This window comes from Acidimicrobiales bacterium, from assembly GCA_036270875.1.
Taxonomy (GTDB): Bacteria; Actinomycetota; Acidimicrobiia; order Acidimicrobiales; family AC-9; genus AC-9.
This window is the reverse complement of sequence record DATBBR010000046.1, coordinates 61,343-77,558: the sequence shown is the minus strand read 5'-3', so window position 1 is coordinate 77,558 and position 16,216 is coordinate 61,343. Positions and strand designations below refer to the sequence as shown.

Genomic DNA, 16,216 nt, shown 5'->3' with positions numbered 1-16,216 from the left:
ATCGAGGAAGGCTTCATCGAGATCCGGCACCGGGGGCGCAAGGACGTGCTGCCCTTCCCGAAGCAGCCCGGCTCCTTCTACCACCTGTCCAAGGTCCACGACTCCCACAACATCGCCTTCGCCGTCCGGGCGTGGGGACTGCGGGCGACAGACCTGCACCAGGGCATCGTCTACGGCCAGGAGACTCCGGAGACCACTCTGCATCCCGATCTCGCCACTCGGTTCGACTACGACGCCGTGTTCGGCACCGTGCTCAACCGCTTCGTAGTGCAGGCCAGCGCCGACTATCCCCTCACCGTCTACGGGACGGGCGGCCAGACCAGGGGCATGCTCGACATCAGGGACACCCTCGCCTGTGTGGAGCTCGCCCTGTCGAGCCCGGCGGCCGCCGGCGAGTACCGGGTCTTCAACCAGTTCACCGAGTCCTGGTCGGTGATGGACCTGGCCGAGATGGTCGTGGCGGCCACGGGCGGCCGGGCCCGGATCGAAGCGGTCGCCGACCCTCGGGTCGAGGATCAGGCGCACTACTACCGGGCGGCGCACACCAAGCTGCTCGACCTCGGGCTGGTGCCCCATCTCCTCTCGGAGAGCCTGATCAGGTCCCTGCTGGCGGTGGCCGACCGCCACGCGGCGCGCATCATGCCCGAGGCCATCCCTCCCACGGTCGACTGGCGTCGCACCGGGAGCCGGGTCGGCGCCGTCTAGACAGCCTCTCCGTGCTCGGAGCACCGTCCCACCGACCGCGCCGGGGTCACGAGTACGGTCAGCCGGCGCCCACAGGACGGGCAGAACCGGGGCGGGTCCAGCGATCGGCGACAGCCCGGGCAGCGCTCCACGGGCCGGCCGCAGCCGGTGCAGTGCGGCCCCACGGCTCAGATGACGGGGCTGAGCGCCCCGATCGGCATCCGCAGGTCGGCGAGCATCCGAAGGTCCTCCTCCGCGGGACGACCCAGGGTCGTGAGGTAGTTGCCGACGATCAAGGCGTTGATCCCTGCGGTCATGCCCATGGCCTGGAGCTGGCCGAGGGTGACCTCCCTGCCACCCGCGTACCGGAGGATCACCCCCGGTAGGGCCAGGCGAAAGAGCGCGATCCATCGCAGCGCCTCCATCGCCCCCAGGATGGGTCGCTCCCCCAGCGGCGTACCGGGACGGGGATTGAGGAAATTGACCGGGACCTCGGCGGGGTCCAGCTCCCGGAGCTGACCCAGCAGCTCGAGACGCTGCTCGTCGCTCTCGCCCATGCCGAGGAGCACGCCGCAGCAGAGCTCCATGTCGTTCTGGCGCACCAACCGGCACGTCTCTGCCCGTTCCTCCCAGGTGTGCGTCGTCACGATCCGGCCGAAGAACGAGCGCGCCGTCTCGATGTTGTGGTTGTAGCGGTGCACGCCGGCGGCGGCCAGCCGGCGGGCCTGGTCCGGCAACAGGATCCCGGCGCTCACGGCCACGTTGAGCCCGGTGCGGTCCCCGACCAGCGGGACCAGGTCGATGATGCGCCGTAGCGTGCGCTCGTCGGGACCCCGCACGGCCAGCACGATGCAGAACTCCGACGCCCCCAGGCTGGCCGTCTCCTCGGCGGCGGCCAGCACCTCGCCGGTGTCCAGGAAGGGCGTGGCCTTGACGGGCGAGTCGAACTGCGAGGACTGGCTGCAGAAGGCACAGTCCTCCGGGCACCCGCCGGTCTTGGTCGAGAGGATCCCCTCTACCTCGACCGTCGGTCCCCGCCAGGACAGCCTGACCTCGTGGGCCAGGGCCGCCAGGGACGGGATCGCCTCGTCGGGGACCAGGGCCAGGGCGCGGAGCTCACCGTCGTCGAGCAGCCGCTTGTCGTCCAGCAGCGCGGCGCCGGCGGCCGCCAACACCGAACGAGCGGGGCGCGCCCCGTGGTCTGGCGAAATGGGCACCTCTCGGGCGAGCGGCGCGCCCGCTTCCATGGGCTCGATGGTCACGGAGGCGACACGCTAGCGGCTGCTCGGGGCGGCGCTCGCAGGTGGGCGTGGGGCGAGGGTTGCGAGCAGCCCTCCATTTCGCAGAGATTCGCAGCCGCGTCAGCGGGAGTTGGCTGCCCGTTCAGGTGGGCGTGTTGTGCTGGTGCACGTGGACGGGGTCAGCGCCGGCACCAGGGTCGAGGTGGTCAACCGATTCACGGCTTCGTGGAGCCGGGGCTTCGTCGTCGCCGAGGTGCTCGAGAGCGGGTACCGCGTCGAGCGCCTCTCCGACGGGTCCGTGCTCCCGGCCGTGTTCTCGTCTGGAGACGTGCGCCCGGTGGATCAGCCTCTGCCGGCCTGAGGCCGGCCCGGGAGGCTGGCCCGAGGTCTCACGACAGGGCAACCAGGTTGGCGAGCTCGCCCCGCCAGGCGTCCTCGACACCGTCGGGCAGGAGCAGCACGCGCTCGGGGCGCAGCGATTCGACCGCCTCTTCGTCGTGGGTGACCAGCACGACCGCTCCCTCGTAGCGGGCGAGAGCGCGGAGCACCTCGGCCCGGCTGGCGGGATCGAGGTTGTTGGTGGGCTCGTCGAGCAGCAGCACGTTCGCTCCCGAGACCACGAGGGTGGCCAACGCCAGCCTGGTCTTCTCTCCCCCAGAAAGGGTTGCGACGAGCTGGTCGACGGCGTCACCGGAGAACAGAAAGGATCCCAGGACGCTGCGGGCCTCGGCCACCTCGAGACCGGCGGCGGCCGAGCGCAGGTTCTCGAGCACGCTGGCGTCTCTGTCCAGACGCTCGTGCTCCTGGGCGTAGTAGCCCAGACGAAGCCCGTGCCCAGGAGTCACCGTCCCCGTGTCCGGCCTCTCCAGCCCCATGAGGACGCGCAGCAGCGTGGTCTTGCCGGCGCCGTTCAGGCCCAGGACCACGACCCTCGAGCCCCGGTCGATTGCCAGGTCGACGTCGCAGAAGACCTCGAGGGATCCGAAGGATTTCGAAAGACCGGTGGCGGCCAGGGGTGTGCGCCCACACGGCGCCGGGCTCGGGAAGCGCAGCCGGGCCACCCGGTCGGGGCGGCGGACGTCGTCGACACTCGCCATCAGCTGGTCGGCGCGACGGGCCATGCCCTTGGCCGCCCTGGCCTTGGTCGCCTTTGCCCGCATACGCGCCGCCTGGTCTCGCAGGGCGGTGGCCCGCTTCTCGGCGTTGGCCCGCTCCCGCCGCCGGCGGCGCTCGTCGACCTCGCGCTGGTCCAGGTAGGCCCGCCAGCCGAGGTTGTAGACCTCGAGGGCGGCCCGATTGGCGTCGAGGTGGAAGACCCGGTTGACCGTCGACCCGAGCAGGCCGGCGTCGTGGCTGATGACGACGAGGCCTCCGGTGTGGGCGCGGAGGAAGTCCCGCAGCCAGGCGATCGAGTCCGCGTCGAGATGGTTGGTGGGCTCGTCCAGGAGCAGCAGCTCGGCCCCGCTGAACAGGACTCGGGCCAGCTCGATGCGGCGCCTCTGGCCCCCCGAGAGGGTACGCAGCGGCTGGTCCAGCGCCCGCTCGCCGATCGCCAGGCTGGACGTGATCGAGCTGGCCTCGGCCTCGGCGCCATAGCCACCGAGGACCTGGAAGCGATCCTCCAGGTCGCCGTAGCGCCGCAGGACCCGCTCGACGGCGGCCCGGTCGGGGCCGGCCATGGCGGCTCGCGCCGACTCCATCTCCCGGGTGAGGTGGTCGAGCCCCCGGGCCGAGAGGATCCGCTGGCGAGCGGACACATCGAGGTCACCGGTCCGGGGATCCTGAGGCAGGTAGCCGATCGCCCCCGAGCGCGCCACGTCGCCGGAGGCCGGCGCGGTCTCGCCGGCCAGCGCTGTCACCAGGGTCGTCTTGCCGGACCCGTTGCGTCCGACCAGCCCCACCCGGTCGCCGGGGGCGACGTGGAACGACGCCGGCTCCAAGAGCAGGCGCGGCCCGACGCGCAGCTGCAGGTTGGTAGCGGTGAGCATGGTCGGGCTCCTCGGACGATCAGGAAGAAACGGGCCGCGGCCGACGCCCCCGACGGGGGTCGGCGCTGTTCGACGGTTCGACTATTCGGCCGGGAACCTCACGATCGACAGGATATCGGCCCCGCGGGGCGAACCCTCTGGTGGTGGGGACCGAGGTGCGGCGGTGGCGGGGCCTGGTCGTCATCGCCGTCGCCGCCATCGTGGTTGCTGCCGGAGCCGCCGTCCCGGGTGCCGCGTCGGCTGCTGCCGGCGCGGCGCCGCCCGCGTGGCAGCCCGAAGCGGCGACGTACGGCGTCGGGAGCACGAGCAACGTCGGGGTCACCATGGCCGACGGCACCGTGCTTCGCGTCGACGTCCACTTCCCGACCGATCCGGCGACCGGCAAGGCCGCGCCGGGACCGTTCCCGGTGCTCCTGACCCAGACCCCCTACGGCAAGGAGGCCCTGGGCGACTCGTACTTCGTCCAGCGCGGCTACCTCGAAGTCGTGGCCGACGTCCGGGGCACCGGCGACTCGGGCGGCAGCTGGGGCCTGTTCGACCCGGCCCAGGCCAGCGACGGGGCCGCTCTGGTCCGCTGGGTGGCCCGCCTGCCCCATTCGACCGGTGCAGTGGGCCTGTTCGGCGAGTCCTACATGGGCATCAACCAGTTCCTCACCGCCGCCCGTCTCGGCCCTGGCTCACCGGTCAAGGCGCTGTTCCCCGTCATCTCCGCCGACGACATCTACCGGGACACCGCACTCCAGGGCGGCATCCCCGACACCGAGTTCGGCGGGCTCTACCTGGGCCTGACGGGGGCGCTCAACATGGCCAACCCGCCCTTGGAGAGCGCCGCCGCGCCCAACAGCGGCAGCGGCGCCACTCTGGCAAGCGTCGAGGCCCAGCACGCCCAGGGCCTGGCCACGTACCACGCCGCCAGCCTGGCGAACACCGAGAGCGGCGGAGACCAGGCCTACGACGGCGCCTACTGGGCGGCGCGCAACCCGGCGGACGTGCTCTCCAAGATCGTCTCCGACGGCATCCCGGCCTTCCTCGTGGGGGGCTGGTACGACCTGTTCCAGCGGGGCGAGCCGCTCAACTATGCCGGTCTCCAGAACGCCTGGGCCCACCGACCTGTCGGGGCCCCCATGCGAGCCGACCAGCCCGTGACGGGCCGCTACCAGCTCATGATGGGTCCCTGGTACCACCTGACCGCCGGACAGGGAGTCGACCTCCATCGCGTCCAGCTCGAATGGTTCGACACCTGGCTGCGGGGCGAGCCCACGGGCATGGGCCAGACCAGGACGCCACTCCATCTCTTCCAGCTGGGATCCAACCGCTGGACCGACGCCGCCACGTGGCCGCTTCCCCAGGCCCGGCCGACCACCTACTACCTGTCCGCCGGACCCTCGGGGTCGTCGGCGCCCTCGACCAACGACGGCACCCTTCGGCCCGGCCGGCCGGCCGCGAGCAGCGGATCTGACCCGGTGCTCTTCACGGGGGCCACGAACCCCTGCGACCGCCAGTCCGAGCAGTGGAGCATGGGCGCGCTGTCGCTGGCCACCACCTCAGCCGGCCTTCCGGGCGACCCCTGCACGACCGACGACCGAGCGCTGCAGACGGGGCCGAACGCGCTCACCTACACGACCGGCGCCTTCGGCACGCCGACCGTCCTGGGCGGCCCCATCGACGCCACCATCTACGCCACCTCGACGACGAAGGACGCGGAGTGGGTGGCGACCGTGGAGGACGTGGCGCCGAGCGGCGCCTCCACGCCCCTGACGGCGGGAGCCCTGCTGGGCTCGTTCCGGGCCGTGGACGCGGGGAAGAGCTGGTACGGATCCGGTGGCGTGCCGCTCCTTCCGTACCACCCGTACACGCAGGCCTCCGCCACGCCGGTGACGACCGGCTCGGTGACGCGATTCGACGTCGAGGTCTTCCCGACCGTCGCCGTGCTCGCTCCCGGGCACCGCCTCCGCGTCACGGTCACGACGTCGGACACCCCCCACCTCGGTCCCACCCCGGCGCAGCTGGCCAATCTCGTCGGGGGCGCGTACCAGGTCCAGCGCAACGCGAGGGCGGCCTCCTTCGTCGAGCTGCCCCTGGCCCCGGCAGCGTCGCTCGCCGCGCCCTGCGGCCTCTGCCACTAGCCCGACCGGGTCGAGCCCGCCTACGGTGGCTCACCCAGGACCGCCGGCCCCAAGGCCGGCCCGGAAGGGCGTGGAGCTCGAGCGTGGACTCGTTTGCCGGGAAGTTGGCCGTTGTCACCGGAGGCGCCTCCGGCATGGGACGGGAGCTGGTGCTTCAGCTCGCAGCCGAGGGATGCGCGGTCGCCACCTGCGACATCGACCCCGCCGGTGTGAGCGAGACGGCCGGACGCGCCCCAGCCGGGAGCCGGATCACGACGCACGTGTGCGACGTCTCGGTCGAGGCCGACGTCCAGAGCTTTCGTGACGAGGTGACGAGCCAGCACGCAACCGACCACGTGAACCTGGTGTTCAACAACGCCGGCATCGGAGGAGGCGGCAGCTTCATCGCCGACGAGCGGGCGGCCTGGGAGCGGACCTTCGCCATCGACTGGTGGGGTGTCTACTACTGCACCCGAGCATTCCTGCCCCTGTTGATCGCCAGCGACGACGGCTACCTCGTCAACACCAGCAGCGTGAACGGATTCTGGGCGTCGCTCGGTCCCGGCGTCCCCCACACGGCCTACAGCACGGCCAAGTTCGCGGTGAAGGGGTTCTCCGAGGCCCTGATCGAGGATCTCAGGATCCACGCGCCACACGTCAAGGTCGCGGTCGTGATGCCCGGCCACATCGGGACCGACATCGTGGTCAACTCCCGGCGCATCCTCGGCAGCCCCGAGCCGGAGGAGATCCCCGACGCCGACCTCGAGCAGATGCGAGACCAGATGGCCATGCGGGGCCTCCCGGCGGACGACATCTCGGCTGACCAGCTGCGCCAGATCGTCAAGATGATGGTCGAGGGCTTCCGTGACAGCGCACCACTCACCGCCGCCGAGGCGGCGACGATCATCCTGGACGGCGTGCGGGCGGGACGCTGGCGGATCCTCGTCGGCGACGACGCCAAGGCTCAGGACTCGAGAGTCCGGGCCGACCCCGATCGGGCCTACGACCACGGCAGCACCGACTTCGGCACCGCCCTGCTCGGCTCGCGCCCGGGTCAGTGAGCTGCGACCCCTCCCCCGGGTCAGGCAGTCTTGCCCGAGTCGATCCAGCGCTGGAAGACCTGCACCTTCTCCTCCGACCACGCTCGGTCGCACGGCATCGACCCGTTCCGCAGGCGCTCGAGGATGTCGTCAGCTCGCGCGCCCACGTCGTCGAAGGACCAGAGGTCGAAGGCAAATTTCATCGATTGCCGGTCGCGGTCGCGAAACAGCGGCTTGATGTGCTTGGCGAAGCTCACCGTCTCGTCGGAAGTGGGCAAGGCCGCCGGTGGCTCGTCGCCGGCATCCGCAGAGGGCACGGCTGAGACCCTACCGCCCGGAGGGCCGGCGGTGCCCCAGCTCCAATGAGGCATGGGCATGTGCTCGGGAGGCTCGGCGCCAGCCTGGGAGTTCTCGAGAGCGAGGCGCGATCCCCACTCGATGTAGGAGGCGAAGGCGGAGCGGAACTCGGGATCTCTCGGCATCCCAGCCTCGTCGGCCGAACGGAGGATGAGCGTGACCCAGCGGGCGCGCTTCTCCTCGGTGAGGCCCTTGCCGATGTGCTGATGCACCATCCGCGTGTAGCCCCCGAATTCCTCGCTGTACGCCGGGGGTCCGCCGAACACCTCGCCCAGCCACTTGGCCACCCGTTGCGGGTGGTCGGCCGACATGTTGGCGAACAGTGGGGCCAGCAGCGCGTCCTCGGGCACATACCTTTCGTAGAACAGCCGGGTCATCCTGGTGAGGGCAGGAAGGCCGCCGCACCATTCGAACATCGTCGGCTCGCGGTCGGGGTCGAAAGCGGGATCATGGAAGTCCACGTACCAGTGCATGCCGCTGCAGAACGGCTTGTTCTGTGAGTGGCCGCAGCGGCACAGGGCGTAGTGCTCGTACGACGCCCCAGCGTTGCGCGCCACGTCAGCGCCGTCGTCTCTCACGAGGGCGATCCCGCCGGTGATGCGGTAGGGACCGTCCTTGGAGACCTCGATGGACGGCTCCCGGCGGTTGTCCCAGTCGACGCGGTCGCGCGCCTCCCCGCCGTCGATGGCGTAGCTGAGCGCCCCCGAGGGACAGTCCCGGACGGCCCGGATGATCTCGTCCATGCGGCCCCCGCTGGGTGCGACGAAGGGCTCCTGGTCGGTCCGAAAGACCGTCGACAGGCGGTCGCTGCACAGGCCCGCGTGCTGGCACGTTCCCCGGTTGTCGAGGATCGTCACCTGCTGGCCCACATAGGTGTCACGGCGGTCAGGGACCCGCTTCGGATCCTTGGCTGCGGTGAACCCGTTCGTGGCGTGGGTGCCGTCGCAGAACGGCTTCATGGCCGAGCCGCCGCACCGGCACAGCGCCATCGTCGGGCGGGATGGGATTGCCTCTCCGAGCCAGCTACGCAGGCTCTCGGCGTTGGTCACGAGGTACGGACCGTCGGGTGCGGGCTCGATCCCGGGCGCCATGCGGGCCTGCAGGCTCCGCAGCTCTTCCGTCCGGGCGTCAGCCTCATCCGGATCGAGCTGGCAGGCGAGATCTTGCAACGCTGCGGTCGCCTCGAGCACGGCACGCCTCGCCGCCGAATCCGTGCTGAGACGGCTGCACAGCCGGGTCGCCTCCTTGGCCAGTTGCCACGCTTGATCGCGCACCGGGCCCTCGGCCGCGACGGGGCGGTCTTCTTCGCGCCCCGACCCTCCCTCGGACGCCGGGGCGAGGATGTCTGCAAGCGGACGCAGGACGCTGTCGACCAGTCGGGCGGCCACCGCACGCGCCTGTCCGGTCTCGAAGTCGTCAGCGCCGGCAACGACCGCTCTCGTAAGCCGAACGGCACCGTCGAACAACGTCGCCAGCTCGCGCCGGACCTCCCCGATGGCGGCACCGCGGACTGCCTGCGACAACTGATCGGCGCGGGCGCGCAAGGACGCCAGCTCCTCGCGTTCGCCGTCGCCGTCGGCTTCGGCTGCGGGCGCCACGTCCGGAGTGGCTCGGGGACGAGCGCCCCAGTCCGAGAAGTGGTCCTTCAGCGATTGGGCCGTGTCCGACAAGGCGGCACCGACCGGGGCCAGGCTGTCGGCTACCCGCCCGCCCGCCTCCGAGGCGATCTGTCCAGACAGCATGGCCGCCTCGTCCAGGCGCTCGGCGAGCAGCGCCCACGCCGCCGAGCGGTGGGGCATCAGGTAGTCGCTCTCGTAGAACAGCTCGAAGCTGGGACCCGCCGTCTTGCCATCGAAGCCGGGTCCCACGGGAAGGGTCGTGATCAGCTCACCTAGGGGCTTGATGACCTGGAACATCAGCGCCAGGGTCGCATCGGCCAGTGTGGCCAGCTGCGCGTCGGTCTCCTCGGTGTGGGCGAAGTACCGCTCGAAGGTCTGGAGCAGGATCTCGTAGCCGACGTTGAACAGGTCGGTGCACTTTGCGGTCAGCACGTCGGTGATGAGCGGCACCGCGACGTGGCGCTCCGGCTGGCGGCAGTTGGCCGCCATCACGGGACGGACCGGGTCGAAGCCCGGGTTGGCCTCTTTCATCTGCAAGAACTCGTCGAGCACCTCGACGAACTGTCCGAAATGGGCAGTTCGCCACTCGCCCCTCGGGCCCTCGCCCTGCTCGAGGATGGTGTCGACGGCCTGCTGGGCCGAGCCGAGGTCGGTCACCGCGACCAGCTCGGGCCAGCGGAAGCTCGCGGTGGTCGCCTGGGCCTCGGCGGGCCCCACGAACAGGCCCTCCTCGCCGTACTTGTCCGCCAGATGGGCGAGGCCCTGCTCGATCGACCGGTACAGGTGACCGACGGTGGCGAAGTCCTGCAACCTGGGCACGATGTCGCCCTCCTCCAGAACCGGCTCCGCCCTGCCCATCGCCCTCAGGCCGTCGGCGTCCTCGAGCTCCATGCCCTCGGGGCGCTCGAGGAACATGAAATGCCGGAGCGCCTGCTCCCCGAATGGCAGCAAGGCCAGCTGCACGCCGGCGGGATAGTGATCGAGGGGCTGCGGCAGGTTGGGCCGGGCCAGGTGCGGCGCGGCGCCCACTGCTGACAGCAGGTTGTGGACGAGCGCGAGGTGGAGCATCTCCTGGGTGGCCACGTGGGCGACGGCCCCCCGCCAGCGCCGGGCGGCGTCGACTTCCGTCGCGCTCAGGCCCTCGTCCTCGCTCTGCTTGAGGGAAAAGGCGGCGAAGAGGTACTGGCACATGATGCCGTGCTCGAGCTCCGCCGCCTCGCAGAGCATGTAGATCAGCGCTTCCCGGTGCTCGATCACGAACGGAGCCTCTGGCTCCGCCTTTCCTCCGCGAGCCGCGATGAGCTGAGCCAATCGCCCTTGACCAGCGGCAGCCGTCGCGCCACTCGCCGTCTCGTGCACACCGCTCATGGCGCTCCTCCCTCGCCGGTCCGTCGGCAGTGTCGACAGGTCAGACCGTACGACTCTTCGAAGGCGACCGCATCTCACAGCGCAATCGTCGTTGATGTGTCGAGAGCCAGGTGTAGCGTTTGCTCGGTGGACAGGGCCCCGCAGCGGGACCCCCACGCTGGGCCCGGGTTGCCGCTCGGCTGGCTGTTGGCAGCGGTGGGCGCCGCCGGCGCGCTGGTCGCGGCCGCGACTCATCCTCTCGACGCCAGGTTGGCGGCAGCGCAGGACTGGTCGCCGTTCGTCCTCGTCACGGGTCTTCTCCTCGTCGGTCGCGTGGCGGAGGACGACGGCCTGTTCTCGGCCGCAGGCCACCAGCTCGCCCGGACCGCTCGAAGCGGCCTGGCCTTGTTCGTCGGTGGGGCGGTCGTGGTCGGCGTCGTGACGGCGATCCTCAATCTCGACACGGCGGTGGTGTTTCTGACCCCTGTCCTCGTCTACACCGCCAGGAGCCGAGGGGAGAGCGACGCAACTCCCCTCGTCTATGCCTGTCTCCTGCTCGCCAATGCCGGCTCCCTCCTCTTGCCGGGCTCGAACCTGACGAACCTCATCGTCCTCGGTCACCTGCACATTTCAGGGGGAAGGTTCCTCGCCCACACCTGGCTGGCGTGGCTCGCCGCCTTGGCAGTGACCGGTGCCGTCGTCGTCGTCTTCGAGCGACGGTCGCTCCGGGTGACCGCCCGCGAGCTCACGAGCCCGGAACGGCCGGTGCTCGGGATCGGTCTTGCCGCGGTTGTGGCAGCCACGCTGCTGGTGCTGGTCCTGAGGTCCCCCGCCATTCCCGTTGCCCTCGTCGGCTTCGTCGGCGTCGCCCTTCGGTGCGTCGGGCGAAGGCAACGCTTGGGGCCGACACTCGACACGCTAGGGCTCCCGGTGCTCGTCGGGCTCTTCGGGGTGGCGGTCGCACTCGGTGTCCTCGGTCGGGCCTGGTCGGGCCCGGCGATGGCCTTGTCGCATCTCGATGTGTGGGCTACGGCGTTCGTCGCCGCCGGGACGTCAGTCCTTGTCAACAACCTGCCGGCGGCGTCCCTGCTCGCCGCCCGGGTGCCACCCCACCCATTCGCCCTGCTGGTCGGGCTCGATATCGGACCGAACCTCTTCGTGACCGGCTCCCTGGCGTGGATTCTCTGGCTACGGGCGGCTCGAGCCGCCGGGGCGCGCCCGTCACTCGCCAAGGCAGCTCGCCTCGGCGTTGTGGCCGTGCCCCTGTCGATGGTCGCCGCCGTCGGCGCCCTCGTGCTCACTGGGTCCCGCTGAGTCGAAAGCTCTCTGCCGTAGGTCGTGCTCACCGACGCCGACGTCGCTCCCACCAGCCGGGTCCTCCTCGGGCCAGACCAGCCTCCTCCAGCCGGTCGAGGATGACCGCCACCTCGCCCAGCGGCATCCCTGTCCGCCGCAGGACCTCGTCGGTCCCCGTGGGCTGCCAGTCGAGGGCGTTCAACGTGGCTCTCTCGTCTTCGCCGAGCTCGGCACCCCGTGGAGGAGTCGGAGTCGTCGAGCGCCCGGTCCGCTCCAGATCCACCGCGACCAACACGTCGTCGGCGTCCCGAGCCGGTTGACATCCGTCGGCCAGCAGAGCGTTGGTCCCCTCGGAGGCCGGACTGCGCACCGAGCCGGGGACGGCCATCACGAGTCTCCCCCGCTCGATCGCGGCCTCGACCGTGTGCAGCGCGCCACTACGGCGATGGCCCTCGACGACCACGACGACCTGGGCGATGGCGGCGATGATCCGGTTGCGCATCGGAAAGCGCCAGGCCGCAGCTGTCGTCCCGAGCGGGGACTCGGACAACAAGGTGCCCCTCGTCGCCACCTGGTCCCACAACCGGGCGTTGCGGCTGGGGTAGACGACGTCGAGGCCCGACGCGACCACACCCACTGGCGGCGCGCCTGTCGCGGCTAGCGCGCCTTGATGAGCAGCGGCGTCGATACCCAGGGCGAGGCCGGAGACAACGACGACGCCCGCCCGGGCCAGGTCGCGCGACAGCTCGGCGGCGACGTCCTGGCCGTAGTGCGTCGCTGAGCGTGTACCCACGACGGCGACGATGGGCCCTGTGAGGGCGCCGAGGTCGCCGCGCGAGAACAGCACGGCTGGTGCCTCGTGGTCGTCCGCCAGCACCGAGGGATAGTCGGCGTCCCCGAGCAGGTGTACCGCGACGCCGGCGGCCTGATGGGCCCGGCCTATCGCGGCCAGGTCGACCCGTCGCGCCGCGCTCGCCCAGTCACCAGCGAACGCAGCGGTATCCCCACCGAGAGCGCGCGGCACGAAGCCCCGATCCTCCGCCACCCCAGCCCAGGCCGCTGCCGCTGGGGCGGCCGCGAGCAGGGCGCGAAGCCGACCGAAGCTCATCTTCGGCAGCCCTGCCAGCGCGGCCGCTGCGAGCCTGTCGACCTCCGTGGCCTCGTTGGCTGACACAGCGCCGCTCATGACGCCAGCGACGGTGCCAGCGCCGTGAAGGCCACCCGCAGCTCGAGGGCCGCGGCCACTTGCCCCGCTCCGATGACCGGTGGGGCGCCGTCGAGGTCGGCGAGCGTACGGGCGACGCGCCGGACGCGGTGCAGCCCTCGTGCGCTCAGCGCGCCCGATCGCAGCCGGCGTTCCAGCAACGCCTCGGCCTCACTGCTGAGCGGTGCAACCTCGTCCAGCCGGTTCGCCGGAATCCCGGCATTGGCTCGCACGCCGCGTGCGCCGGCCAGCTCCCGGGCCTGGGCCACGCGATCGGCCACCGCCGCGCTGCTCTCCCCTGCCGGTCCGCCCAGCAGCTCCCCGACGTCGGGACGACTCAGCGCGACGCGCAGGTCGAAGCGGTCCAGCACTGGTCCGGAGAGACGACGCGCATACCTCGCCCGCGCCGCCTCCGAGCAGCGACAGGCACCCGGCATCGACCCTTCTCCGCACGGACAGGGGTTCATGGCCCCGACGAGCAGGAAGCGAGCGGGGAAGGTCACGCTCGCCCGAGCCCGGCAGACTCGCACCACGCCCTCCTCGAGCGGTTGACGCAGGGCCTCGAGAACCGTCCCGGCAAACTCACCCATCTCGTCGAGGAACAGGACGCCGTTGTGGGCAAGGCTGATTTCCCCCGGTCGCATCCACGACGTGCCACCCCCGATGACGGACACGTCCGAGGCGCCATGGTGCGGCGCCCGGAACGGCGAGCGCCGGACGAGGTCGCCCGACAGGGCGAGCCCTGCAGTCGAGTGCACGCGCGTCGTCTCGAGGGCCTCTGCCGATCCCAGTGGGGGAAGAATGGGCGCGAGCCGGCTGGCGAGCATTGTCTTCCCAGACCCCGGTGGGCCGATGAAGAGCACGTGATGACCTCCCGCCGCGGCCACCTCAAGCGCCCGCCGGCCGAGGCGCTGGCCGCGCACGTCGCGGAGATCCGGCTCCTGGGACCCCGTCGCTGCCACCCTCGGACGAACGGACACGCTCGGCCAGGGGCCCACCCCCCGCAGGGCGTCGACGAGCTGGGACAGCGAGCTGATCCCTCGGACGACGTGGCGGCCAACCAGCGCCGCCTCGTCGGCGCAGGCTGCCGGCACGACGACCGCACCGACGCACATCGCATCCACGAGAGCGACGACTCCAGGGATCCGCCGCAGCGAGCCGTCGAGTCCGAGCTCCCCCAGGAAACCGCAGTTCTCCACCGCCTCGGCCGGTAGCTGACCGCTGGCGACGAGCAGACCGATGGCGATCGGCAGGTCGAGTCCCGCGCCACCCTTGCGGACCCCGGAGGGGGCGAGGTTCACCGTCACCCTCCGCAGCGGCCAAGGCAGCCCGCTCGACAGCAGGGCCGCCCGCACGCGGTCTCGCGACTCCCTGCAGGCGGCGTCGGGCAGGCCGACGACGGTGAACCCGGGCAGGCCGTTGGAGACGTGTACCTCCACGGCGACTGGCCGACCCTCGACACCGAAGAGGGTGGCGGATGGGATGGCGGCGATCACGGCTACTCCCTGGTCATGCGATCCATTGGGAGGGCCTGGGTGTGGGCGCCGGCCACTCGAGGCGCCGTGGGCATCGTACGCGAGAGGTGTGACAGCAACCTCCCCCAGATGCGATGCGAGGCATCCCGCGGCCGCCGAAGAGCGACCGTCTCGATTGTGCCCGCGTTCCACCTTATGTCGAAAGCACCGGGCGCCAGCGATCCATTTCGACGTAAGGTGGAACACTGGGTACTTGCACGGACGTCCCTTCGAAAGCCGCGGGACGAGGAGGCGACGTCAGTCGGGGCCGCCGACGAACGCACCCTGCGAACGAAGATCAGCACGCAGGGCAGCGATGTCGACATGCTGGACAGCGACGCGGGCAGCGGCAGCCCGTGCCGCTCCCGCGCCCGCGGCCTCCCCGGTGGCCATCGCCGCCGGGATCTCCTTGGTGGCCTGGTGCACGTAGCGGGTCGTTGAGATGCATCGGCCCGCCACAAGCAGGTTGGTCACCGCCGGCGTGACGAGGCAGCGATACGGGATGTCGAACACCACGTGTCGCCTCGTCCAGTGGCCCGTCTGGGCGATCGCGTCCGGAAAGCGGAGGTCCCCGTCCTCCTTTCGGAGCACGTAGGCACCGACCAGCCGACGACTCTCGGTGATGCCCAGCATGCGCGCGTAGTCGTCGAGCCACGCGTCCGCGAATCCCGGGACCTCTCGTCGGAGCCGCTCGAACTCACTTCGCGCCGCCAGTCGGCACCGCACCTCGGCCGCCGTCATGTCGTCGGGATCACACGGATCGACCCGCTGGGTCGAAGGTCCCCAGGGAACCAGGACGCGCCCCCTCCCGGTGGTGAGGAACAAAGTGCGACCAGCGTCGTCTACCGCCGCCTCGGGCACGCCGCCGACCCGGAACCACAGGTACGGCGGGATGCTCACCCTTTCGTGGTCGGCGCCGGCCGCGACGACCACGTCTGCGTCGCCAGTGGCATCGACCACCACCTGCGGGCAGATCGCCTCCCGACCCCGCTTCGACTCCACGATGACGGCTGCGACGGCTGCGTCGGTCATGGCAACCGTGGCGAACGAGCTGTGGAGACGGAGCCGGACGCCAGCCGTCGCGAGCGTCTCGTGGGCGACGTCGACGAAGACCTCGGGGTCGAACGCCACCGAGTACCGCACCGCCTCCGGAGGAGCACCCCAGATGAGCCCCCATCGGCGCCACCGATCCACTGTCGAAGGGTCCTCGCTGTCCCATTCACTCGCAGGCGGGTGACGCGCCGCTCCGCGCTCGTCGATGCGGTCGATGAACTCCTGGCACAGTCCGGCCACCACAGCCGTACCGCCACCGTCATCCATGGTCAGGAGCAGGTTGATGAGCCCGACGGTCGCCAGGCCACCGAGGAAGCCCGACTGCTCCAGCAGCCAGGTGTCCGCGCCTCGGCGGGCCGCCGCTAACGCGGCCGCGATGCCGGCGGAGCCGGCCCCCACGACCAACACGTCTGGTTGACCAATCACGGGTAATCGGCGGGCGGGCTCGAGCCATGACGACACGGGGTGATTGTGGTCCCACAGTGGCACCGTCGGAAACTCTCTGGCTCTCGGCGGCCAGGGCTGCGACGGTGTCGGCAGGCACCGACCACGCCGATGACGGAGCCGACATGCATCCCCTTCTGCTCCACAACTGGACCCCAGAGCCGATGGCCTGGCGAAAGGCGCCAGCGCCCGGCCGCCCCTGCCCGCCGAGGCGAGGGGCCGGCCGGGCGCGGTGGGGTCTGCACTCTCGTCGAACGGGCAGTTGGAGGCGGACAGTCGGGATGTGGCTGGTCGAGGCCGGCCTCGCCCTCGCCGTTCGCGACT

At 71.0% G+C, this 16,216-nt stretch carries 11 protein-coding genes; 5 read left to right on the top strand and 6 right to left on the bottom strand.

The features are described from left to right. The coding region (locus VH112_05300) for an NAD-dependent dehydratase (protein HEX4539643.1) at positions 1–705 on the top strand (705 nt) is incomplete at its 5' end. A 167-nt stretch (positions 706–872) separates the two neighbouring features. Here VH112_05300 and bioB read toward each other — a convergent pair. Continuing rightward, positions 873–1,946, bottom strand: coding sequence for a biotin synthase BioB (bioB, locus tag VH112_05295; GenBank protein ID HEX4539642.1), 1,074 nt, complete (start codon positions 1,944–1,946; stop codon positions 873–875). A gap of 136 nt (positions 1,947–2,082) precedes the next feature. Between bioB and VH112_05290 the strand changes: the two genes are divergently transcribed. Then, the gene (locus tag VH112_05290) at positions 2,083–2,286 is read left to right on the top strand and encodes a hypothetical protein (protein HEX4539641.1); all 204 of its coding nucleotides are present in this window, start codon (positions 2,083–2,085) and stop codon (positions 2,284–2,286) included. Positions 2,287–2,314: 28 nt separating this feature from the next. Here VH112_05290 and VH112_05285 read toward each other — a convergent pair whose 3' ends face one another. After that, a complete protein-coding gene (locus VH112_05285) occupies positions 2,315–3,913 on the bottom strand; it encodes an ABC-F family ATP-binding cassette domain-containing protein (protein ID HEX4539640.1) in 1,599 nt (532 codons plus the stop codon). Between the two features lie 143 nt (positions 3,914–4,056). On the opposite strand from VH112_05285, the gene VH112_05280 reads away from it, so the two are divergent. Both VH112_05280 and VH112_05275 read left to right on the top strand, forming a co-directional pair. After that, positions 4,057–6,039, top strand: a complete 1,983-nt coding sequence (locus VH112_05280; protein HEX4539639.1) for a CocE/NonD family hydrolase — start codon at positions 4,057–4,059, stop codon at positions 6,037–6,039. An 83-nt stretch (positions 6,040–6,122) separates the two neighbouring features. Then, positions 6,123–7,079, top strand: coding sequence for an SDR family oxidoreductase (locus VH112_05275; protein HEX4539638.1), 957 nt, complete (start codon positions 6,123–6,125; stop codon positions 7,077–7,079). A gap of 20 nt (positions 7,080–7,099) precedes the next feature. On the opposite strand, the gene VH112_05270 is transcribed toward VH112_05275, so the two are convergent. Further along, entirely contained in the window at positions 7,100–10,402 is a 3,303-nt protein-coding gene (locus VH112_05270; GenBank protein ID HEX4539637.1) for a ferritin-like domain-containing protein, read from the bottom strand. Between the two features lie 126 nt (positions 10,403–10,528). Between VH112_05270 and VH112_05265 the strand changes: the two genes are divergently transcribed. After that, the gene (locus VH112_05265; GenBank protein ID HEX4539636.1) at positions 10,529–11,695 is read left to right on the top strand and encodes an SLC13 family permease; all 1,167 of its coding nucleotides are present in this window, start codon (positions 10,529–10,531) and stop codon (positions 11,693–11,695) included. A gap of 28 nt (positions 11,696–11,723) precedes the next feature. Here VH112_05265 and dprA read toward each other — a convergent pair whose 3' ends face one another. The 3 genes from dprA to VH112_05250 all read right to left on the bottom strand — a co-directional run bounded on the left by dprA (position 11,724) and on the right by VH112_05250 (position 15,847). Further along, a complete protein-coding gene (dprA, locus tag VH112_05260; GenBank protein ID HEX4539635.1) occupies positions 11,724–12,863 on the bottom strand; it encodes a DNA-processing protein DprA in 1,140 nt (379 codons plus the stop codon). Then, positions 12,860–14,377 (bottom strand): YifB family Mg chelatase-like AAA ATPase, encoded by a 1,518-nt coding sequence (locus VH112_05255; protein HEX4539634.1) that lies wholly within the window; start codon positions 14,375–14,377, stop codon positions 12,860–12,862. The genes dprA and VH112_05255 overlap by 4 nt, the downstream gene beginning before the upstream one ends. A 276-nt stretch (positions 14,378–14,653) precedes the next feature. Then, the gene (locus VH112_05250; protein HEX4539633.1) at positions 14,654–15,847 is read right to left on the bottom strand and encodes an FAD-dependent oxidoreductase; all 1,194 of its coding nucleotides are present in this window, start codon (positions 15,845–15,847) and stop codon (positions 14,654–14,656) included. Between the last annotated feature and the right edge of the window lie 369 nt (positions 15,848–16,216).

Coding starts and splice junctions, on each gene's coding strand:
- VH112_05285 (HEX4539640.1), bottom strand. CDS start 3,913: ATGCTCACCGCTACCAACCTGCAGCTGCGCGTCGGGCCGCGCCTGCTC.
- VH112_05270 (HEX4539637.1), bottom strand. CDS start 10,402: ATGAGCGGTGTGCACGAGACGGCGAGTGGCGCGACGGCTGCCGCTGGT.
- dprA (HEX4539635.1), bottom strand. CDS start 12,863: ATGAGCGGCGCTGTGTCAGCCAACGAGGCCACGGAGGTCGACAGGCTC.